The organism is Pantoea sp. E956-1, from assembly GCF_982223955.1.
Map to the genome: position 1 here is coordinate 66154 of NZ_CEUYZP010000002.1, position 20906 is coordinate 87059.

Annotated in this window: 22 protein-coding genes; 5 read left to right on the forward strand and 17 right to left on the reverse strand. The window is 55.3% G+C overall.

Going from position 1 to position 20906, the window contains the following annotated elements; genetic code table 11:
* Window positions 1-14: 14 nt before the first annotated feature.
* From AC0T7J_RS07770 to tatE, 4 genes are all read left to right on the forward strand, one after another.
* Window positions 15-902 (forward strand): ABC transporter substrate-binding protein, encoded by an 888-nt coding sequence (locus AC0T7J_RS07770; protein WP_473793316.1) that lies wholly within the window; start codon window positions 15-17, stop codon window positions 900-902.
* The gene (locus tag AC0T7J_RS07775; RefSeq protein WP_473793318.1) at window positions 899-1843 is read left to right on the forward strand and encodes an amino acid ABC transporter permease; all 945 of its coding nucleotides are present in this window, start codon (window positions 899-901) and stop codon (window positions 1841-1843) included. The genes AC0T7J_RS07770 and AC0T7J_RS07775 overlap by 4 nt, the downstream gene beginning before the upstream one ends.
* Entirely contained in the window at window positions 1840-2610 is a 771-nt protein-coding gene (locus AC0T7J_RS07780; RefSeq protein ID WP_473793319.1) for an amino acid ABC transporter ATP-binding protein, read from the forward strand. Before AC0T7J_RS07775 ends, AC0T7J_RS07780 begins: the two co-directional genes overlap by 4 nt.
* A 92-nt stretch (window positions 2611-2702) precedes the next feature.
* The gene (gene tatE, locus AC0T7J_RS07785) at window positions 2703-2906 is read left to right on the forward strand and encodes a twin-arginine translocase subunit TatE (RefSeq protein WP_473793321.1); all 204 of its coding nucleotides are present in this window, start codon (window positions 2703-2705) and stop codon (window positions 2904-2906) included.
* Between the two features lie 113 nt (window positions 2907-3019).
* Here the strand turns inward: tatE and lipA are convergent, their stop codons facing one another.
* The 13 genes from lipA to leuS all read right to left on the reverse strand — a co-directional run bounded on the left by lipA (window position 3020) and on the right by leuS (window position 16509).
* Window positions 3020-3985: a lipoyl synthase gene (gene lipA / locus AC0T7J_RS07790; RefSeq protein ID WP_473793323.1), complete on the reverse strand. Its 966-nt coding sequence runs from the start codon at window positions 3983-3985 to the stop codon at window positions 3020-3022.
* Between the two features lie 169 nt (window positions 3986-4154).
* Complete coding sequence (lipB, locus tag AC0T7J_RS07795; RefSeq protein WP_473793324.1) at window positions 4155-4814, reverse strand: lipoyl(octanoyl) transferase LipB; 660 nt, start codon at window positions 4812-4814, stop codon at window positions 4155-4157.
* A gap of 80 nt (window positions 4815-4894) precedes the next feature.
* Window positions 4895-5158 (reverse strand): DUF493 family protein YbeD, encoded by a 264-nt coding sequence (gene ybeD, locus AC0T7J_RS07800; RefSeq protein ID WP_003854030.1) that lies wholly within the window; start codon window positions 5156-5158, stop codon window positions 4895-4897.
* 100 nt (window positions 5159-5258) lie between these two features.
* The gene (gene dacA, locus AC0T7J_RS07805; RefSeq protein ID WP_052271547.1) at window positions 5259-6470 is read right to left on the reverse strand and encodes a D-alanyl-D-alanine carboxypeptidase DacA; all 1212 of its coding nucleotides are present in this window, start codon (window positions 6468-6470) and stop codon (window positions 5259-5261) included.
* 131 nt (window positions 6471-6601) lie between these two features.
* Entirely contained in the window at window positions 6602-7693 is a 1092-nt protein-coding gene (rlpA, locus tag AC0T7J_RS07810) for an endolytic peptidoglycan transglycosylase RlpA (protein WP_473793326.1), read from the reverse strand.
* 10 nt (window positions 7694-7703) lie between these two features.
* Window positions 7704-8816: a peptidoglycan glycosyltransferase MrdB gene (mrdB, locus tag AC0T7J_RS07815; RefSeq protein ID WP_031592234.1), complete on the reverse strand. Its 1113-nt coding sequence runs from the start codon at window positions 8814-8816 to the stop codon at window positions 7704-7706.
* A gap of 8 nt (window positions 8817-8824) precedes the next feature.
* On the reverse strand, window positions 8825-10729 hold the full coding sequence (gene mrdA / locus AC0T7J_RS07820; RefSeq protein ID WP_031592233.1) for a peptidoglycan DD-transpeptidase MrdA: 1905 nt from the start codon (window positions 10727-10729) through the stop codon (window positions 8825-8827).
* Between the two features lie 34 nt (window positions 10730-10763).
* Window positions 10764-11234, reverse strand: a complete 471-nt coding sequence (gene rlmH / locus AC0T7J_RS07825) for a 23S rRNA (pseudouridine(1915)-N(3))-methyltransferase RlmH (RefSeq protein ID WP_473793328.1) — start codon at window positions 11232-11234, stop codon at window positions 10764-10766.
* A gap of 3 nt (window positions 11235-11237) precedes the next feature.
* Complete coding sequence (rsfS, locus tag AC0T7J_RS07830) at window positions 11238-11555, reverse strand: ribosome silencing factor (RefSeq protein ID WP_013357099.1); 318 nt, start codon at window positions 11553-11555, stop codon at window positions 11238-11240.
* Window positions 11556-11647: 92 nt separating this feature from the next.
* Window positions 11648-12292, reverse strand: a complete 645-nt coding sequence (nadD, locus tag AC0T7J_RS07835) for a nicotinate-nucleotide adenylyltransferase (protein WP_473793330.1) — start codon at window positions 12290-12292, stop codon at window positions 11648-11650.
* A complete protein-coding gene (gene holA / locus AC0T7J_RS07840; RefSeq protein ID WP_010258966.1) occupies window positions 12285-13316 on the reverse strand; it encodes a DNA polymerase III subunit delta in 1032 nt (343 codons plus the stop codon). Before holA ends, nadD begins: the two co-directional genes overlap by 8 nt.
* Entirely contained in the window at window positions 13313-13912 is a 600-nt protein-coding gene (gene lptE, locus AC0T7J_RS07845) for an LPS assembly lipoprotein LptE (protein ID WP_031592230.1), read from the reverse strand. The genes holA and lptE overlap by 4 nt, the downstream gene beginning before the upstream one ends.
* A gap of 14 nt (window positions 13913-13926) precedes the next feature.
* The gene (leuS, locus tag AC0T7J_RS07850; protein WP_064704645.1) at window positions 13927-16509 is read right to left on the reverse strand and encodes a leucine--tRNA ligase; all 2583 of its coding nucleotides are present in this window, start codon (window positions 16507-16509) and stop codon (window positions 13927-13929) included.
* A gap of 222 nt (window positions 16510-16731) precedes the next feature.
* Between leuS and AC0T7J_RS07855 the strand changes: the two genes are divergently transcribed.
* Window positions 16732-17214, forward strand: coding sequence for a zinc ribbon-containing protein (locus AC0T7J_RS07855; protein WP_010258963.1), 483 nt, complete (start codon window positions 16732-16734; stop codon window positions 17212-17214).
* A gap of 58 nt (window positions 17215-17272) precedes the next feature.
* Here the strand turns inward: AC0T7J_RS07855 and AC0T7J_RS07860 are convergent, their stop codons facing one another.
* The 4 genes from AC0T7J_RS07860 to AC0T7J_RS07875 form a co-directional block, all read right to left on the reverse strand.
* A complete protein-coding gene (locus AC0T7J_RS07860; protein ID WP_010258962.1) occupies window positions 17273-17998 on the reverse strand; it encodes an amino acid ABC transporter ATP-binding protein in 726 nt (241 codons plus the stop codon).
* A complete protein-coding gene (gene gltK, locus AC0T7J_RS07865) occupies window positions 17999-18676 on the reverse strand; it encodes a glutamate/aspartate ABC transporter permease GltK (protein ID WP_473793333.1) in 678 nt (225 codons plus the stop codon).
* Window positions 18676-19416 (reverse strand): amino acid ABC transporter permease, encoded by a 741-nt coding sequence (locus tag AC0T7J_RS07870; protein WP_010258960.1) that lies wholly within the window; start codon window positions 19414-19416, stop codon window positions 18676-18678. Before AC0T7J_RS07870 ends, gltK begins: the two co-directional genes overlap by 1 nt.
* A gap of 280 nt (window positions 19417-19696) precedes the next feature.
* Complete coding sequence (locus AC0T7J_RS07875) at window positions 19697-20593, reverse strand: amino acid ABC transporter substrate-binding protein (RefSeq protein ID WP_010258958.1); 897 nt, start codon at window positions 20591-20593, stop codon at window positions 19697-19699.
* Window positions 20594-20906: the final 313 nt, after the last annotated feature.

The following is a 20906-nucleotide window of genomic DNA, read 5'->3' on the forward strand; positions in this document are numbered from 1 at the left end:
ACCAGGAATCCATTATGACGAAGAGAGCAACCGCCTTAATCGTGGCGCTGGGGCTGACTGCATCCCTGGCGCAGGCTGCCGACGCTATTCCGGTGCAAAAAGTTGACCAGGCGCTGCATGACAGGCTGCCGGATGAGATCAAAAAATCGGGCAAAATGATTTCAGTGAATAACGGCTCATTTCCGCCCTATGAAATTGTGAATGGCCCGCACTCAATGGAGGGCGCTTCAGCAGAGTTAACCACTGCGCTGGCGCAACTGCTGGGTGTGAAGATCGAGCATGCGACGGTGAGTGGTTTATCGGGCGTACTCACCGGCATCAATGCGGGGCGTTATCAGCTGGCGATTGGGCCGATTGGTGATTATCCGGACCGTCAGCAGAAAGTAGATTTCATCGATTTTGTGCAGGAGTTTGTGGTGTTTGGCGTGCAGAAGGGCAATCCGGCCAGAATCAATCAGCTGGACGACACCTGCGGCAAGCGCATCGCCGTCATGGCGGCTGGCTCTGCGGAACAGGTTATCCGTAAGCAGTCAGCCCGGTGTGTGGCCGACGGGAAACCGCCAGTGACGGTGCAGGCCTTTACCGATCAGCCTTCATCAATTCTGGCGGTACGCTCTAAACGCTCCGATGCGTTCTTCTCATCACAGGCGCCGCTGACTTACTTTGTTAATCAGGCGAAGGGGCAACTTGAGCTGGCAGGCAAAGGGCAGAAAAACGGCTTTGGCGATATTTTCCAGGGCACGGTGGTGCCGAAAGGCTCGCCGCTGGGTCAGGTGGTGCTGGATGCCTACAAAGAGCTGTATCAGAACGGGACGTATGCGGCCATCATGAAAAAGTGGCAGCTTGAGGGCAACATGACCACCGCACCCGGACTGAATCTGGCGAAAGAGGCCAGCAAATGAGCCCGCCGCGCCATCTGCACAGCGGTGACAGAGGCGAGGCACAGCTGCGCGACGTGGCGTTCGCTCGCAGCGCGCCCACTTACGGACGCTGGATCAGCTGGATTTTAGTGCTGGTGATCGGCACTAATCTGTTGTGGCTGGTGGCGACCAACCCTAACTTTGAATGGCAGGTGGTGCTCAAGTGGTTTACGGAAGGATCCGTGCTTAAAGGGTTGCAGGTCACTCTGGGGCTGACAGTGGTGTCGATGGTGCTCGGCACGCTGCTCGGCCTGCTGCTGGGCGTCTGGCGGCTCTCTGAGAACCGGTTGCTGCGCAGCGTTGCCGGACTCTATATCTGGTTCTTTCGTGGCACGCCGCTGCTGGTGCAGCTGATCTTCTGGTACAACCTTTCTACGCTGTTTCCGGCGCTGTCGCTGACGCTGCCGTGGACCGATATCACGCTGGCCAGCTGGAATACCAACGATCTGATCACCCCGCTGACGGCGGCTATTGCCGGGCTGGCGCTGAATGAAGCGGCCTATATGGCAGAAATTATTCGCGCCGGTCTGCTGTCGGTGGATAACGGTCAGGTAGAGACCACGCAGGCCTTTGGTATGAGTCGTTCACGTGCGCTGCGGCGCATCATCATTCCGCAGGCGATGCGATCGATTATTCCGCCTACTGGCAACCAGCTGATCAGCATGATCAAGGCGACGTCGCTGGTCAGTGTGATCGCAATGGGCGATCTGCTCTACTCAGTGCAGGCGATCTACAACCGTACCTTCGAGATCATTCCGATGCTGATGGTGGCGGTGATCTGGTATCTGCTGATCACCTCGATCCTCAATCTGGGCCAGTCCGCCATCGAGCGTTACTACGCGCGTGGCACTCGTCGGGTGGCCAGCGCCCCCAGACGCGCCGCCGTCGCGGCTAACGCGCAACCCCAGCAGGAGGAACAATGAGTCAGCATGAACCCCTGGTCTGCGCCCGCAACGTGCAGAAGAATTACGGCGACAATCAGGTTCTGAAAGGAATCGATCTGGATGTCTGGCCCGGTGAGGTCGTGGTGATCCTCGGGCCGTCCGGTTCCGGTAAATCTACGTTTCTGCGCTGCATTAATCATCTTGAAGAGATGAACGCCGGATCGATTCGGGTCGGTGATGAGCAGATCGGTTACGTACTTAAAGGGCATGTGCTGCACCGGTTGTCGCCACGCCAGATCGCCCATCAGCGCCAGAAAATTGGCATGGTGTTCCAGCAGTTCAATCTCTACCCCCATATGACTGTGCTGCAGAACATCCTTGAAGCGCCCATCGGCGTGCATAAATTCCCGCGTCAGGAGGCGATGGCCCATGCCCGATCGCTGCTGGCGACGGTGGGGTTAAGCGATAAAGCGCACGCCTGGCCACGTCATCTGTCGGGCGGACAGCAGCAGCGTGTGGCGATTGCGCGGGCGCTGGCGATCAAACCGCAGCTGATGCTGTTTGATGAGCCGACCTCCGCGCTCGATCCGGAACTGGTAGGTGAAGTACTGGCGACCATGCGTACCCTGGCCGACCAGGGATTAACGATGATCGTAGTGACCCATGAAATCAGCTTTGCGCGTGAAGCCGCCGATCGGGTGGTCTTTATGGATGGGGGTGTGGTGGTAGAGCAGGGCACGCCTGAAGAGGTGATCGCGAATCCACAGCATCCCCGCACCCAGGCGTTTCTCAGTCGCTTTATCTGAGATCTTACTCTGTTACAGATTGCAGTTGTCGCCACAGGCAAACTGCGCGTAAATAACAGTCACCGTGATTCGATAAAGTTGAAAGGTTAAATATGGAAGGTATCAGTATTGCCAAGCTGCTGATTATCGGTGCGCTTATCGTACTGCTTTTTGGTACCAACAAGTTGCGCTCACTGGGTGGCGATCTGGGTTCCGCAATCAAGGGCTTTAAAAAAGCCATGAAAGATGAAGATACCAGCGCAACCCGAACTGCGGCTGAAGACGCGCCGGCAGAACGCGTCGTTCATAAAGATTAATCGGTTATTTGCTGCAAATAACTGTTACTTTTTATTTCAGGCACAGATAAAAAAACCAGGCTGTCTCCAGTCTGGTTTTTTGTTTTTTCCGGTTTCTGACCGCAGAGGCGTACTTATTTCACTTCTTCGCCTTTGGCCTGCATATCCGCATGATACGAAGAGCGGACAAACGGACCGCACGCGGCATGGGTAAAGCCCATCGCCATCGCTTCTTCTTTCATCTCATCGAACTCAGCCGGGCTGACGTAGCGCTGAACCGGCAGGTGGTGACGACTCGGCTGCAGATACTGTCCCAGCGTCAGCATGGTGACACCATGGCGACGCAGATCGCGCATCACTTCAACGATTTCTGCATTGGTTTCACCCAGACCCACCATCAGACCCGATTTTGTCGGGATATCAGGATGCGCCTCTTTGAAACGTTCAAGCAGCTTCAGTGACCACTCGTAGTTTGCGCCCGGACGCACCTGGCGGTAGACGCGCGGTACGTTTTCCAGATTGTGGTTAAACACATCTGGTGGCGTCGCGGTGAGAATCTCCAGCGCGCGATCCATACGGCCACGGAAGTCCGGCACCAGCGTTTCGATTTTGATCGTCGGATTTTTTTCGCGAATCGCGCTGATGCAGTCGGCAAAGTGCTGTGCGCCACCATCACGCAAATCATCGCGGTCAACCGAGGTGATCACCACGTAGCGCAGGCCCATATCGGCAATCGTCTGCGCCAGTTTAGCGGGTTCGTTAGCATCAGGCGCATTGGGGCGGCCATGTGCCACATCGCAGAACGGACAACGACGGGTACAGATTGCGCCAAGGATCATAAAGGTGGCGGTGCCGTGGTTGAAGCATTCAGCGAGGTTAGGGCAGGATGCCTCTTCACAGACTGAGTGCAGCCCGTTTTTGCGCATCGCGGCTTTAATGCCCTGAATACGACTGGAGTCAGCTGGCAGCTTGATTTTCATCCATTCCGGCTTACGCAACATCTCCTGCCGTTCAACAGCCACGGTTTTCACCGGGATCAGCGCCATTTTGTCTGCGTCACGATATTTGACGCCGCGTTCCATCTGAATTGGTTTACTCATAAATCAGCAGGTTCCGGTCGGATTGCGATTTGAAAGCGTTCCCACTCAAACCGGGAAGGCTGCTTTCAACTTTATTTGAAAAAAGTGCAAAAATTATATCATCACATCGCCTGCGAAGCAGCCACAGTCAGCGCGGATAAGTTACATATTTGTAAATTCGCATTCTGCGTTAAGGTTTAACAGGGAGATCCCCTGAAATCCATTCAACATTTTCATAACCTGACAGCCGTGCAAACGCGTTGACCAGCGGCGAGTGTACCTGCTCTGTCGTCACCTCTGGCTGGAAATTTTTCAACTGGGTCATGCTCATGCCGGCGTAACCACAGGGATTGATGCGCAGGAAGGGCGACAAATCCATGGCAACATTCAGCGCCAGACCGTGAAACGAGCAGCCTTTACGGATGCGTAATCCCAGTGAGCAGATTTTCTCTTCCCCAACGTAGACGCCAGGTGCATCAGCACGGGCGCGGGAGCTGACGCCAAATTCTGCCAGGGTGGCGATAACCGTCTCTTCCAGAATGGTCACCAGCTGGCGTACGCCGAGCTTACGGCGTTTCACATCGATCAGGACGTACATCACCTGCTGTCCCGGCCCGTGATAGGTGACCTGACCCCCACGGTCACTCTGCACCACCGGGATCTCGCCTGGCATCAGCAGATGCTCTGCTTTGCCCGCCTGACCCTGAGTAAAGACCGGAGGATGTTCAACCAGCCAGATCTCATCACGACTCTGGTCGTTGCGCTGGTCGGTATAGTGATGCATGGCGTCGGAGACAGATTGCCAGTCGCGCAGACCTGACTGACGGACAAGAAGAGTTTCAACTGACAAAACGAGTGCCCGCTAAAGAAAAAAACGCTGAGGATAACGTCGGCAAACCGTCAGGCAGAGGCGCCTTGCCGACCCGTAAATTACAGTACCATTCGCACAATTTCGATGTTGCCCAGCTCTTCGTACAGGCGTTCCACCTGCTCGATGTGGGTGGCGGTGATAGTGATGTTTACGGAGTGATAGTTGCCTTTGCTGCTCGGCTTAACTTCAGGACTGTAGTCGCCTGGCGCATGGCGTTGCACCACTTCAACCACTTGATCAACCAGCTCCGGTTGTGCCAGACCCATTACTTTGTAGGTAAACGGGGTAGGGAATTCGAGCAGCTCATTCAGTTTGGTTTTCATATTAACTCCGGTGCATAAAAAACAGGCTCCCGCCTGAGCGGGAGCATCATAATATCTGGTAATGGGGGCGAAGGGGTGATTTTTCAATCACCCGCCACGCTTAACCGAACCAGTGATGGAACATCAGCTTGATGTAATCAACGATACGGCCAAAGAAACCTCCTTCAGAGATCTCGTTCAGCACCACCAGCGGACGCTGTTCAATAGTCTTGCCATCCAGCTGGAAGTTGATGCTGCCGACTACCTGGTTTTTCTTCAGTGGTGCATGCAGTTCCGTGTTGGTCAGCACATAGCTGGCTTTCAGATCTTTCATGCGGCCACGCGGGATGGTCAGGTAAGCATCTTTTTCCACGCCCAGCTGCACACGGTCGTTATCGCCGAACCAGACTGGCTCAGAGGCGAACTCTTTGCCCGCTTTCAGTGGCGCAACGGTTTCAAAGAAACGGAAACCCCAGGTGAGCAGTTTCTTACTCTCGGTTTCACGACCTTTGTAGGTATGACCGCCCATAACAGCGGAGATCAGACGCATCTGACCTTCAGTCGCTGACGCCACCAGGTTGTAACCTGCTGCATTGGTGTGGCCGGTTTTAATGCCATCCACGTTCAGGTTGGTATCCCACAGCAGACCGTTACGGTTCATCTGACGGATATTGTTGAAGGTGAACTCTTTCTCTTTATAAACAGCATACTCTTCCGGCACGTCACGGATCAGCGCCTGACCGATCAGCGCCATGTCGCGCGCGGAGCTGTACTGACCTTCAGCGTCCAGGCCGTGGACGGTCTGGAAGTGGGTATTCTGCAGGCCAATCGCTTTGACGTAGTTGTTCATCAGGTTAACGAACGCATCCTGGCTGCCAGCGACATAGTCAGCCATCGCAACACAGGCGTCGTTACCGGACTGCAGCACAATCCCGCGGGTCAACTGAGAGACCGGCACGCGGTCACCTGGCTTCAGGAACATCAGCGAGGAGCCTTTGAACACCGGGTTGCCGGTCGCCCAGGCATCCGGGCCGACGGTGACCATATCGTCCTGATGAATTTTACCCGCTTTAACGGCCTGACCAATGACATAGCTGGTCATCATCTTGGTCAGACTGGCAGGATCGCGGCGTGCATCGGCATTTTTCTCTGCCAGCACTTTGCCTGAGTTGTAGTCGATAAGGACGTACGCTTCGGCATCAATGTCCGGCACGCCCGGAATCATGGTCTTGAGATTGACGTCATCAGCAATAGCAGCATGGCTGAGAGAGAAAGCGATCAGTGATCCCACTGTCAGGCGTTTCAGCAAACGAGATGATTTCAGCGTGTTCATGTGTAGGACTACAACATCCGTGAGTTTGAGGTTGAAAATGTCACTCATCATACTCAATGCCAGATTAACTGGCACCGGGCATGATGATTGGGTTGTTAGCAGACGTAACGTGCAGCTGTCTGACAAACGGTTCAGCGACGCGTGTTAGTAATAAATGAGGCGGCCTGGCCTTCACTGCTCAGACGCTGTTGCAGCGCAGCCGCTTCGGCGCGGGAGGTATAGCCGCCGAGCTGAACGCGATACACATTGTTGCCCGCGTTTTCTACCTTACCGGGCACGCCATAACGCTGGCTCAGGCTTTTCATCATCTGCTGGGCACGTGCCGGGTCATTCAGCGCACCGACTTGCACCACATATCCACCGGCACCACTACTGGCTGCAGGCGCGGCGCTGGCTGCTGCGGGAGCAGCACTGCCTTCCGGTGCGGAACTGGCGGGTGCGGCGGCTGGCGGTTCGTTTCCTTCCAGTACGCCGGTCGCTAATGGCTGGGGTGCACCAAGAAAGCCGCTACTCTGCACCGGCGCGCCCATGTTGTCACCGCTTTGCAGCGTGCTGTTGCTGATGGCCTCAACATTTTGCGCAGGCGGCTCTGAGGGCGCTGCGCTGCCGCCGTTCATTACCGCGCCACCACTCAGGTCAGGACGGGCAGGCAGAGAGTAGCTCTGTTTTGCCACGACGGTCCCGATGGTGCCGGGGCCAGAGAGCGTGCCGTCTGGGGCGACCTTGATGTAATCAACCCGCACGCGCGAATTATTGGAGATATTCAGGCGGTCGCCGGCAGCCCGCGACAGGTCGATAATGCGTCCTGGCGTGTAAGGGCCGCGATCGTTAACGCGCACCACAATCTGACGGCCATTCGCGATATTGGTCACGCGCACATAGCTCGGCAGCGGCAGAGTAGGGTGGGCCGCGGTCAGCGCATCGGGATCGTAGGCTTCGCCGGTAGCGGTGCGGTTACCCTTCGCCTCTTCACCGTACCAGGTGGCGAGGCCGACTTCACTGTAGTTCGACGGATCTTTGATGACGCGATAATTTTTGCCGTTCACGCTGTAATCCTGGCTGGTGCCTGGATTGATCGGCTCATAACGTGGCTCAACGCCTGGAATCTCCACCACCGGTCCATTGTAAGCCGGTTGCGGCGGCGCCGTATTTTGGGGTTCCGGCGTGGTACAGGCCGCCAGAACCAGTGATGCCAGTGCAACGCCAAGCCATTCCTTACGCATCTGCAGCCTCTTAGACACTTTTAGATAACATTTTTCGGTGAGTGTGGATCGACATCACAATGCCAAATCCCGCCATAAGCACGATAAGCGCGGAGCCGCCATAACTGACCAGCGGCAGCGGCACGCCAACTACCGGTAAGATACCACTAACCATGCCAATGTTAACGAAAACATAAACGAATAAAATCAGCATTAAACCGCCCGCCATGACCCGGCCAAAGGTGGTCTGCGCCCGGGCTGCCACAACCAATCCCCGCATGATTAGCAGCAGATAAAGGGTCAGCAGCAGCAGCACGCCAACCAGGCCTAACTCTTCGGCCAGAACCGCAAAGATAAAGTCGGTATGACGTTCCGGCAAAAACTCCAGCTGAGACTGGGTGCCCTGCAGCCAGCCTTTGCCGCGCAGGCCTCCCGAGCCAATAGCAATTTTCGACTGGATAATGTGATAACCCGCACCCAGCGGGTCCGTTTCCGGGTCGAGCAGCATCATCACGCGGTCACGCTGATAATCGTGCATCAGGAAAAACCACAAAATCGGGATAAAGGCGGCGACCAGCAACACGGCCACGCCAATCAGTTTCCAGCTCATACCCGAGAGGAACAGCACAAACAAGCCGGAGGCGGCAATCAGAATCGAGGTGCCGAGATCGGGCTGTGCCGCCACCAGCAGGGTGGGCAGGAAGATCAGAATCAGCGCAATGCCGGTATTTTTCAGCGTTGGCGGACAGACATCGCGGTTGATAAAGCGCGCCACCATCAAAGGCACCGCGATCTTGGCAATCTCAGAGGGCTGAAAACGCACAAAGCCGAGATCGAGCCAGCGTTGGGCGCCTTTACTAATCTGCCCAAAGGCATCCACCGCCACCAGCAGAATGACGCAGACAATATAGAGATAGGGCGCCCAGCCTTCATAGACGCGCGGCGGCACCTGCGCCAGCACAATCATGATCACCAGCCCCATCGCGATCTGACCGAGTTTACGCTCCATCATGCCGGGATCCTGACCACTGGCGCTCCAGATCACCACGGCGCTGTAGGTCAGCAGGCCGAGAATGATCAGCATAAACAGCGGATCGATGTGGATGCGCATCCAGATCGAACGTTTCTGCGGACTATCTTGCATCGACATGTTTATTCACCTTCATAACCGGGCGGCACAGGCGCGGCGTCCGGCAGGACAGTATTGTTATCACCCAACATAATGTGATCCAGAATCTGGCGCATGACGGTGCCGACAGCCGGACCGGCGCCACCGTTTTCCAGGATAATGGTCACGGCGACCCGAGGTTTGTCATAAGGGGCAAACGCGGTCATTAATTTATGGTCGCGTAATCGTTCAGCAATTTTATGGGCGTTATAGGTTTCATTTTCTTTCAGACCAAAGACCTGGGCGGTACCGGACTTGGCGGCGATTTTATAGGGCGCATCGGCAAAGCTCTTATGCGCGGTGCCGTTGGGCCGATTCGCCACGCCATACATGCCATCTTTGGCAATTTCCCAGTAGCCGGAATGGATATCACCAATCGGGGCTTCAGGCGGCTGGCGATAGGGCACCAGAGTCCGGCCTTCGCGGGTGGCGCGCAGCATATGCGGCACCTTGACGACACCGTCGTTGATCAGAATCATCATCGCTTTGTTCATCTGCAACGGCGTAGCGGTCCAGTAACCCTGTCCGATCCCCACCGGAATGGTATCGCCCTGATACCACGGCTTTTTAAAGCGTCTCTGTTTCCAGTCGCGGGTCGGCATGTTACCGGCGCTCTCCTGCGGTAAATCGATGCCGGTACGGCTACCGTAACCAAATTTATTCATCCACTCCGACAGACGGTCGATGCCCATGTCATAGGCAACCTGATAAAAGAAGGTATCGGCAGACTCTTCCAGCGCTTTGGTGACGTTCAGACGTCCGTGGCCCCATTTTTTCCAGTCGCGGAAGCGTTTTTCTGAACCGGGAAGTTGCCACCAGCCGGGATCAAACAGGCTGGTATTGCGGTTAATCACGCCAGCACTCAGGGCAGAGACCGCCACATAAGGTTTAACCGTCGAAGCCGGTGGATAGGCGGCCTGAATCGCACGGTTATAGAGCGGGCGGTTTTCATCTTCCAGCAGGCCGCGGTAATCCTTACTGGAAATACCGTCGACAAACAGGTTGGCGTCATAGCTGGGCGTAGAGACCATGGCGAGGATTTCGCCGGTGCGCGGGTCGCTGACCACGACGGCCGCGCGACTGCCCGCCAGCAGGGTCTCGACATATTGCTGCAGTTTGAGATCGATAGTCAGATAGATATCACGGCCTGCCTGAGGGGACTCCTCATGCAGCTGGCGAATGACCCGGCCACGGTTGTTGACCTCAACCTCTTCAAAGCCGGTTTTGCCGTGCAGCAAATCTTCGTAATAGGCTTCAATGCCCAGCTTACCGATATCGTGCGTCGCGGCGTAGTTAGGCCATATACCCTCTTTATCGAGGCGTGCAACATCACGATCGTTGATTTTTGAGACGTAACCGACCACGTGGGTCAGCGTGGCACCGTAAGGGTAGTAGCGTCGCTGGTAACCTTTGACTTCCACGCCGGGGAAGCGGTACTGATTGACCGCAAAGCGCGCGACCTGCACATCATTCAGACCGGTTTTAACCGGGATGGAGGTGAAACGACGCGAGCGTTTGCGCTCTTTCTGGAAGTTTTCGAGGTCTTCGTCAGTCAGCTCAAGAATCGGGCGTAAGTTTTCCAGGGTCTGTTGCAGATTATCAACTTTTTCCGGAACCAGTTCTGCCTGATAGATGGTGCGGTTCAGTGCCAGCGGTGTGCCGGTACGATCGTAGATTATGCCGCGGCTGGGAGCCACAGGCACCAGTTTGATACGGTTCTGGTTGGAGCGGGTGCTGTAATCATCAAAGCGAAGAATCTGCAGGTGGTAAAGGTTAACCACCAGGACTGAAGAGAGCAGTAAGATACCGACGAAGGCGATAAAAGCCCGACGGACAAAGAGTTTCTGTTCGGCGCTGTAATCGCGAAAGGCGTTGCTTTGTAATTTCATCCGCTACTTGTCATGTCTGATGTGGGCTGATCGGTCATTCACGATGATAAGGATGATTTGTCGTTATGCTCCAGGCCCGATACAGACTTTCGGCTACCAGCACGCGCACCAGCGGATGGGGCAACGTCAATGCTGACAGTGACCAGCTCTGCTCTGCCGCCGCTTTACAGGCAGGGGCCAGGCCTTCAGGCCCGCCAATCAGCAGGCTGACATCGCGACCATCCAGCTTCCAGCGTTCAAGCTGCTGCGCCAGCTGCGGGGTTTCCCACGGATGACCAGGAATATCCAGCGTGACGATGCGATTGCCTTTGCCGACCGCTGCTAACATCGCTTCACCCTCTTTTTCAAGAATGCGTTTGATATCAGCATTTTTACCGCGTTTACCTGCGGTCACTTCGGTCAGCTCAAACGGCATATCTTTCGGGAAGCGGCGCAGATATTCCATAAAACCGGTCTGCACCCAGTCAGGCATTTTCGTGCCGACGGCAACAAGTTGCAGTTTCACCGATTAGCCCCAGAGTTTTTCCAGCTCATACAGCTGGCGACTCTCTTCCTGCATCACATGCACGATGACATCACCCAGATCGACCACGACCCAGTCTGCCGCGCCTTTACCTTCAATGCCTAATGGCATCAGGCCTGCTAAACGTGACTCCTGCTCTACGTGTTCTGCGATCGAAGTCACATGACGCGTGGAGGTGCCGGTGCAGATGATCATGAAATCGGTGATGCTGGATTTGCCCTGAACGTCGATGGTGACAATGTCCTGGCCTTTGAGATCATCAATCTTATCAATAACGAACTCTTGGAGTGCTTTACCTTGCAAAAGGTTCCCCTTGGAATCTGGTGGTAACGAGCCGGCTGTAAGCCCGGAGAGTGCAGCCAAAAAATTAAGCGGCGTAGTATAGCATGCCCGGATCAGTCGCGATATAAGCCTTCGCGGTCGATATAATCGATAACCGCAGCGGGCAACAGATCGTCGCAGGGCTGATTCTGGTGGCGACGGCGGCGAATTTCCGTGGCCGAAATGTCATAGAGAGGAGTGTCCGCCAGCCAGATATGGCCTGCGGGCTGCTGATGCAACTGCCGGATATCCTGAGCGAGGTGTTGCTCAAGCCAGCGCTGCATGTCAGGCGAGTCGAACCGGGTCGGATAGCCGGGTCGCTGGCACACCAGCAGATGGCAGAGTGACAGCAGATCCTGCCAGCGATGCCATTTTGATAAGCTCAGCAATGAATCCTGACCAATAATAAATCCCAGCGGCTGCTCTGCACCGCGCTCGGTTCGCCAGGCTTCCAGGGTGGTCACGGTCCAGGACGGCGTGTCGCGTTCCAGCTCGCGGGTATCGATCTCAAACAGCGGCAGGTCGCGGATAGCGCAGCGCAGCATAGCAACCCGCTGGGCAGCGCTGGCTTCCGGTTGCGGACGATGCGGCGGCACATTGTTGGGCAGCAGCGTTACACTCTGCAGGCCGGTCTGTTGCGCCAGCGCTTCGACCGGGCGCAGATGGCCAAAATGAATCGGATCAAAGGTGCCGCCAAACAGCGCGTGTAACTCAGACATGGGCAAAGCTCGTCGGAAAAGCACGACTGCTGAGCAGCAGCGTCAGGGTCTGCAACTGCGGCCACACCGGCTGTCCATAATCTTGTTTCAGGGTGATCTCAATCTGGCTCAGCAGATGAATAGCGCGTTGCAGACGCGTGGCATCCAGCCGTTGCAGCGCGTCGGTAAACAGCGCACGGCGGTTCTGCCAGATACGCTGCTGATCCATCAGCGTACGCAGCGGCTGAGCTGTCTGGTGGCGTTGCAGATGCAGCAGCGTCAGCAGATCGCGCTGCAGCGTACGCAGCAGTATCACCACTTCGCTCTCTTCTTTCTCCAGCTGATGCAGAATATGCAGGGCGCGGCGGCTTTTTCCCGCCAGCAGGGCATCCACCCAGTGGAAGGGAGTAAAGTGCGCGGCATCACTGACCGCTTCTTCAACCCGGGGCAGTGTCAGCTTGCCGTCGGGCCACTGCAGCGAGAGCCGCTCCAGCGCCTGCGCCAGCGCCAGCAGATTGCCTTCATAGCAGTAACACAATAGCTGCACGGCCGCGTCATCTACCGATAATTTCAGCGCCTTAGCGCGATTAACGACCCAGCGTGGCAGTTGCGCCTGTTCGGGCGTCTGACAGGGCACCAATACCGCAGAGGCGGACAACGCTTTAAACCACGCGCTGTTTTCCTGCGCTTTGGTCAGCTTCGCCATTCGGCAGATCAGCAGAATATCGGCGTGCAGCAACTGCGACAGCTTAACCAGCTGTTCTGCCATCGCGGCGTTAGGGCCATTATCGGGGAATTGCAGCGTCATGGTCTGACGCTGAGCAAACAGGCTCAGTGACTGGCAACTGACGAACAGGCTCTCCCAGTCAGTCTGTGCATCCAGCGTAAAACTAAAATGTTCTTCGAATCCCTGCGCGGTTGCGGCGACGCGAATCGCATCTGAACTTTCCTGCAGCAGCAGCGGTTCGTTACCGGCTAACAAATAACAGGCGCGCAGCCCCTCACGGAGCTGCGCGCTGAGTTGCTCAGGATAAATCCTGATCATTGCAGGCTGGTAGCAGAGGAAGTGGGCGCTTCCTGTGAACCCTGACCCGGCACCGGAATCACTGACGCCGGTAAGGTCTCTTTGCTGTTGATCTGCGCAGCGTGTACCGTCAGCAGTTTACGTACCAGCTGTTCAGCAGCACGCTGACGCATCTCCTGCGTAATCAGATCCTGCTCGGCATCTTTTGCCAGCGCAGCGTTCGGGTTATCGAAGAACGACCGATAAACCGTGGTGCTGATAGGATAGATACCTTTGCCTGGCAACAGCACCTGCGCAGTGAGGGTCATCACCAGCTGATACTCGGCAGTAGTGCCGCTGATAAAGACCGACGCGGTATTACGACCCGAGGCTTCCGGACCCAGACGCAGCGTCGGAATATCGGTGCGATTCTGTTTGCTGTCTTCAACAATTTTGACATCGTTGATACGCAGCTGCTGACGCACAGTACGCGCCAGCGGCCCATAAGGATCGCCGGTTGAAACAATCAGGGTTTTCAGTTCGCTGGGCACCTGAGTGGTGCCGCGCGGATGAAAACCACAGCCAGCGGTGATCACCACCGCCAGCATGACAAACAGCCTGATAATCGGATGTCGCACAGTTCCTCCTGAACTTAACCTACGACCAGGTTAAGCAGTTTGCCCGGTACATAAATGACTTTACGGATAGTCACGCCGTCCAGATACTTCGCTACCAGATGCTCCTGCGCAGCGCGTGCCTGAACCTGTTCCTGTGTTGCATCGGCTGGCACGGTGATTTTACCGCGCACTTTACCGTTAACCTGAACCACTACCAGCAGCGAATCTTCAACCATAGCGGCTTCATCCGCAACCGGCCAGCTCGCTTCATCGATAGTGCCTTCGCCACCCAGCGTCTGCCACAGAACATAGCAGGCGTGCGGGGTAAACGGATAGAGCAGACGGACGATGGCCAGCAGCGCTTCCTGCATCAGGGCGCGATCCTGCTCGCTTTCCTGCGGGGCGCGTGCCAGTTTGTTCATCAGCTCCATGATCGCCGCAATGGCGGTGTTGAAAGTCTGACGACGGCCAATATCATCCGCCACTTTGGCGATGGTTTTGTGCAGATCGCGACGCAGCGATTTCTGCTCGTCATTCAGGCTCTCTACATTGAGTGCTACGGTCGCACCTTTCTGTGTGTGCTCGAAGACCAGCTTCCAGACACGTTTCAGGAAGCGGTTCGCCCCTTCAACGCCCGACTCCTGCCACTCCAGCGTCATCTCCGCCGGTGAAGCAAACATCATAAACAGACGCACGGTATCCGCGCCGTAACGCTCAACCATCAGCTGTGGGTCGATGCCGTTGTTTTTCGACTTCGACATTTTGCTCATGCCCGCGTAGATCACTTCACGGCCCTGCGTGTCTGTGGCTTTAACAATGCGGCCTTTCTCATCCCGCTCAACCTCAACGTCAACCGGTGAAACCCAGTTGCGCTCGCCGTTGGCACCGAGGGAGTAGAAGGCGTCAGCCAGCACCATGCCCTGGCACAGCAGACGTTTGGCTGGCTCATTAGAGTTCACCAGGCCCGCGTCACGCAGCAGCTTGTGGAAGAAGCGGAAATACATCAGGTGCATGATGGCGTGTTCAATACCGCCTACATACTGATCGACCGGCAGCCAGTAGTTTGCCGCTGCCGGATCCAGCATGCCTTCCTTGTAGCTGGCGCAGGTATAACGCGCGTAGTACCAGGAAGACTCCATAAAGGTGTCAAAGGTGTCAGTTTCACGCAGAGCAGGCTGGCCGTTTACCGTGGTTTTAGCCCACTCCGGATCCGCTTTGATTGGGCTGGTAATGCCATCCATCACCACATCTTCCGGCAGGATCACCGGCAGCTGGTCTTCTGGTGCAGGCATGACGGTGCCGTCTTCCAGCGTCACCATCGGGATAGGGGCACCCCAGTAGCGCTGACGGGAGACACCCCAGTCGCGCAGGCGGTAGTTCACTTTACGCACGCCCACGCCTTTTGCCGCCAGCAAATCTGCAATGGCGTTAAAACCGGTGGCGTGATCCATGCCGTTAAACTCACCTGAGTTGAACAGCGCACCTTTGTCAGTCATCGCCGCGGCGCTGACGTCAGGAATGGAACCATCCAGATTCAGGATGACCGGTTTAATCGGCAGATCGTATTTAGTGGCAAACTCCCAGTCGCGCTGATCGTGCGCCGGAACCGCCATCACGGCGCCGGTGCCATATTCCATCAGTACAAAGTTGGCAACCCAGACAGGGATAAGTTCGCCGGTCAGCGGATGAACAACAGACAGGCCGGTCGCCATGCCTTTCTTCTCCATGGTCGCCATATCGGCTTCGGCCACTTTGGTATTGCGGCATTCAGCGATAAAGTCAGCCAGCGCCGGATTATTGACCGATGCCTGGGTAGCCAGCGGATGGCCTGCGGCAACAGCAACATAGGTTGCGCCGATAAAGGTATCCGGGCGGGTGGTGTAGACGGTGACCTTCTCTTCGCTGTCAGCCACATCGAAGGTGATTTCGACACCTTCAGAGCGGCCAATCCAGTTACGCTGCATGGTTTTAACCTGCTCAGGCCACTCTTCCAGCGTATCCAGGTCGTTCAGCAGCTCTTCCGCATAATCGGTGATTTTGATAAACCACTGCGGGATCTCTTTACGCTCAACTTTGGTGTCGCAGCGCCAGCAGCAGCCATCGATCACCTGCTCGTTCGCCAGCACCGTCTGATCGTTCGGGCACCAGTTCACGGCAGAGGTCTTTTTATAGACCAGGCCTTTTTCATACAGTTTGGTAAAGAACCACTGTTCCCAGCGATAGTATTCTGGCTGGCAGGTTGCCAGTTCACGACTCCAGTCATAGCCAAAGCCCAGCAGTTTGAGCTGGTTTTTCATGTAGGCGATATTGTCGTAAGTCCACGGGGCCGGTGCAGTGTTGTTTTTCACCGCAGCGCCTTCCGCAGGCAGGCCGAAAGCATCCCAGCCAATCGGCTGTAGTACGTTTTTGCCGAGCATACGCTGATAACGCGCGATTACGTCGCCGATGGTGTAGTTACGAACGTGGCCCATGTGCAGGCGGCCAGAAGGATAGGGCAACATGGAGAGGCAATAGTATTTCTCTTTACCTTCCTGCTCAGTCACTTTAAACGTTTCGTTTTCATCCCAGTGCTGCTGCACACGGGATTCAATTTCTTCCGGGCGGTATTGCTCTTGCATGGCTGCCTGTGGTCCTTTATGAAAAACATTTTTCTGGCTCTAAGATCCGCATAGCATACCCATAAGGCCGCGTATCAACAACACTTCCCACTTTTGCCGGCACGATTTCTGCCGAAAGCGTCAGAGCCTTCACCCTTTTGTAATTCACTGTACAGACGACACGGCAAAAGCAACATTACGACTAAACTTAGTTCAGCGAGGGTCTGCATAAAGGAGAACAAAATGAATAAAGTGGCTCAGGAATATCGCGAGTCGTTAGCCGTATTGACCGAACGTCTCCGTCAGGGCGATCGTAACCTTGATGAGCTGATTGCCGGGCGACGAAGCCAGTTGCTGGTGCGCGATGATATGACGGAACAGGAGATTGACCAGGCGCTCAGCTCAGTGCGCCGTGATCTGGGCGAGTTTGCACGCAGCTACACCGATGTGGAAGAACCGCTGGCGGACTCACTGTTTATGCGCATCATCCGTGAGAGCGTCTGGAAAGAGCTGGCGGATATCACCGATAAAAGTCAGCTGGAGTGGCGAGAGGTCTTCCAGGATCTGCATCATCACGGGGTTTATCAGAGCGGGGAAGTGGTGGGGCTGGGCAATCTGGTCTGTGAGAAATGCCAGTTCACCCGGGCAATCTACACGCCTGAAACGCTGTCACGTTGTCCGGAATGCGGCAATGACCAGTTCCAGCGTCAGCCTTTCGAACCCTGATAGTGCGGCGTAGCTAAATGAAGCGGGCCACCCTGGGTGACCCGCCTGTTCGTGAGGTTTAGTGCAGGATTTTTGCGAGGAAATCTTTAGCGCGCTCAGACTGTGGGTTATTAAAGAAGTCATCTTTGTTGGTGTCTTCGATAATTTTCCCTTCATCCATAAAGATCACGCGATTGGCGACCTTACGGGCGAAGCCCATCTCATGGGTCACCACCATCATCGTCATCCCTTCCTGTGCCAGTTCAACCATCACATCCAGCACTTCGTTGATCATTTCCGGATCCAGCGCGGAGGTGGGTTCATCAAACAGCATCGCGATAGGGTCCATGCAGAGCGCTCGCGCAATCGCCACTCGCTGCTGCTGACCCCCTGAGAGCTGGCCGGGAAACTTCTCAGCATGAGCGGAGAGACCCACACGCTTCAGCAGCTTCAGCCCTTTATCGCGGGCTGCCGCTTTGTCGCGTTTCAGCACTTTCACCTGCGCCAGAACCAGGTTGTTGATAATGCTCAGATGCGGGAACAGTTCGAAGTGCTGGAACACCATCCCGACCTGGCTGCGAAGCTGCGCAAGATTAGTCTTTTTGTTATTCACCTCGGTGCCGTTCACCGCAATCACGCCCTGCTGAATCGGCTCGAGTCCGTTTACGGTTTTGATCAGTGTTGATTTACCGGAGCCGGACGGGCCGCACACCACCACCACTTCACCGGTTTTGACGTCGGTTGAGCAGTCGGTCAGCACCTGAAAGTGACCATACCACTTAGAAACATTTTTCAGGCTAATCATTTAAACCGTCCTTTTTCTTTTTAGATAGCTGACCAACAGCGATGCGCTCAGGCTGATAACGAAGTAGACCAGACCTGCAAACAGAATCATTTCAACCTGGGTGCCATCACGCTCACCAATGGTGGACGCGGTACGGAAGAAGTCCGCCAGGCTTAAGACATAAACCAGCGAGGTATCCTGGAACAGCACGATACCCTGCGTCAGTAACAGCGGAACCATGGCGCGGAACGCCTGTGGCAGGATGATCAGTCGCATTGCCTGCCACTGCGTCATGCCCAGCGCCAGAGCCGCACTGCCTTGTCCACGCGAGATACTGATGATGCCGGCGCGAATAATTTCAGAGTAGTACGCCGCTTCGAACAGTGAAAAGGCGACCATGGCCGAAATCAGTCGGATATCCGTTTTGGGCGACAGGCCCAGCACCTGCTGCAGAAAACTCGGCACCACCAGATAGAACCACAGCAGCACCATGACCAGCGGCACCGAGCGGAACAGGTTGACGTAAATTTTAGCGAACCAGCTGACGGGCTTAAACGTCGACAGACGCATCACCGCCAGCAGGGTGCCCCACAGGATGCCGAAGACCACGGCGGTAATCGTGATCTTAAAGGTGATCACTAAGCCATTAAGCAGATAGGGCAGGCTGGGTGTAATCGAACTCCAGTCAAACTCGTACATTACTTGCCTCCCGCATTGCCTGGCAGCCGGACTTTGCGCTCGACCAGACTCATCAACAACATAATCACCAGGTTAATCGCAACGTAGGCCAGCGTAATAGCGGTAAAGGATTCGTAGGCGTGGGCAGAATAGTCGAGCAATTTGCCCGCCTGCGCCGCCATATCGACCAGACCAATGGTGGAGGCGATAGCGGAGTTCTTCACCAGGTTCAGCATTTCCGAGGTCATCGGCGGCACAATCACGCGATACGCATTCGGCAGCAGCACATAGCGATAGGTCTGCGGCAGGGTTAAGCCCATCGCCAGACCGGCATTCTTCTGTCCACTCGGCAGTGACTGAATCGCTGCGCGCACCTGCTCGCAGACGCGGGCGGCGGTAAACAGGCCAAGACAGATCATCGAGGAGAGGAAGAACTGAATGTTGGGATCCAGCTCAGACTTAAACCACATGCCGAGCTTTTCACCCACCAGCTCGGGCGCCACCAGATACCAGAAGAAGAACTGGACGATCAGTGGGATGTTGCGAAACAGTTCGACATAGCAGGTGCCAATGGTCGACAGCAGGCGATTAGGCACGGTGCGCAGAATGCCGAAAAATGAACCCACGCAGAAAGCGATAATCCAGGCGCAGCAGGAGACGGCAATCGTCACCTGAAAACCGGACCACAGCCAGCCGAGGTAGGTCGTGTTACCGAACGGGGCCTGTTCGAGGAATATGCCCCAGTTCCAATCGATACCCATAACGAGCTCCGGAAAAAAAGGGTAGCTAAGCTACCCTGAAGATTGATGAACGGCGTTTTATTTCCTGACTCAGGGGAACGACCCGTGTCAGTCTGTCTGTCCATGCCGCGGTTTCAGCAATCGAGAGGGCAGCCAGGCCGCCCTTGTTATACCCGTCGTCTTTCAGGCTGCATTTTTGTTGGCTACGTTCACTCACCCGAATTACTTACCGGAGTAAGCTCATGGGGAGTCATTCTCCTGCCGCCTCAATGCAGTCTGAAATCCATTGGGTATTTTGTTGTTAATTCAGTGCTTTATCATTTGGCGTTTTGAACAGCGCTTTCATGTCATCAGACAGCTCAAAGTTCATGTTCAGGTTCTTTGGTGGAATCGGCTGTTTGAACCAGGTGTCAAACCATTTTTCTGCCTGGCCAGAGGTCTGGGCTTTGGCAATGGTTTCATCCACCAGGGCTTTGAACTGCGGATCATCTTTACGCAGCATGCAGCCATAGGCTTCTTTTGACTGTGGTGTGCCCAGGATTTCCCAGTTGTCCGGCTTTTTAGCTTTGGCGCGTTCGCCTGCCAGCAGGGCATCATCCATCATAAAGGCCACGGCACGACCGGTTTCCAGCGTACGGAACGAGTCACCGTGATCTTTTGCGCTGATGATGCGCAGATCCAGTTTTTGTTCGTCGTTGAGTTTGTGCAGCAGCACTTCAGAGGTGGTACCTGAGGTCACCACTACGGTTTTGCCTTTCAGGTCAGCGAAATCTTTGATCGGGCCATCTTTCTTCACCAGCAGACGGGTGCCGATAACAAAAATAGTGTCTGAGAAGGCGGCCTGTTTCTGGCGCTCAAGATTGTTAGTGGTCGATCCACACTCATAATCGTAGGTGCCGTTTTGCAGCAGCGGAATACGGTTTTGTGAGGTGATCGGGATCATTTTGACCTGCAGATCAGGCTTGTTCAGCTTTGCTTTAATCGCTTCAACGATAGCATTTGAGTAAGCCTGTGAGTAGCCGACGACTTTTTGCTGGTTGTCATAATAAGAAAAGGGAACTGATGATTCGCGATGCCCGACCACAATGACGCCATTGTCATTGATCTTCTTCAGGGTGCCGCTGAGATCTTCCGCCTGGGCCGCTCCCGCCGCTGCGCTGATCAGCAGAAGAGATAATGCCACTTTGCGTAGTTGCATGTTCCAACTCCTTCGTATGAAAAAGGCACAGGATATTACCTGCGCTGATTATGATGTTGTGTCTGTTTTCTGCTGCGTTTCTGCTCATTCTGCGGTTTAAACGGGCGCAGAAGAGTCACTAACATAGCGGATTGTTAACGCAATGAAACAAAAAAGTTTCTTTTTTGCGAGGTGATACGCACCAAAAAAAGGCAATTTTTTCACCCTGCGCGTTAATGGTGCAGCAGCGTCAATTGTTTTGGTGCAAGCCGCCCGGCATCAGCGCCTGCAATCAGCCTGTTTGCGAAAAGCAGTGAAACATTTTGCAATCATC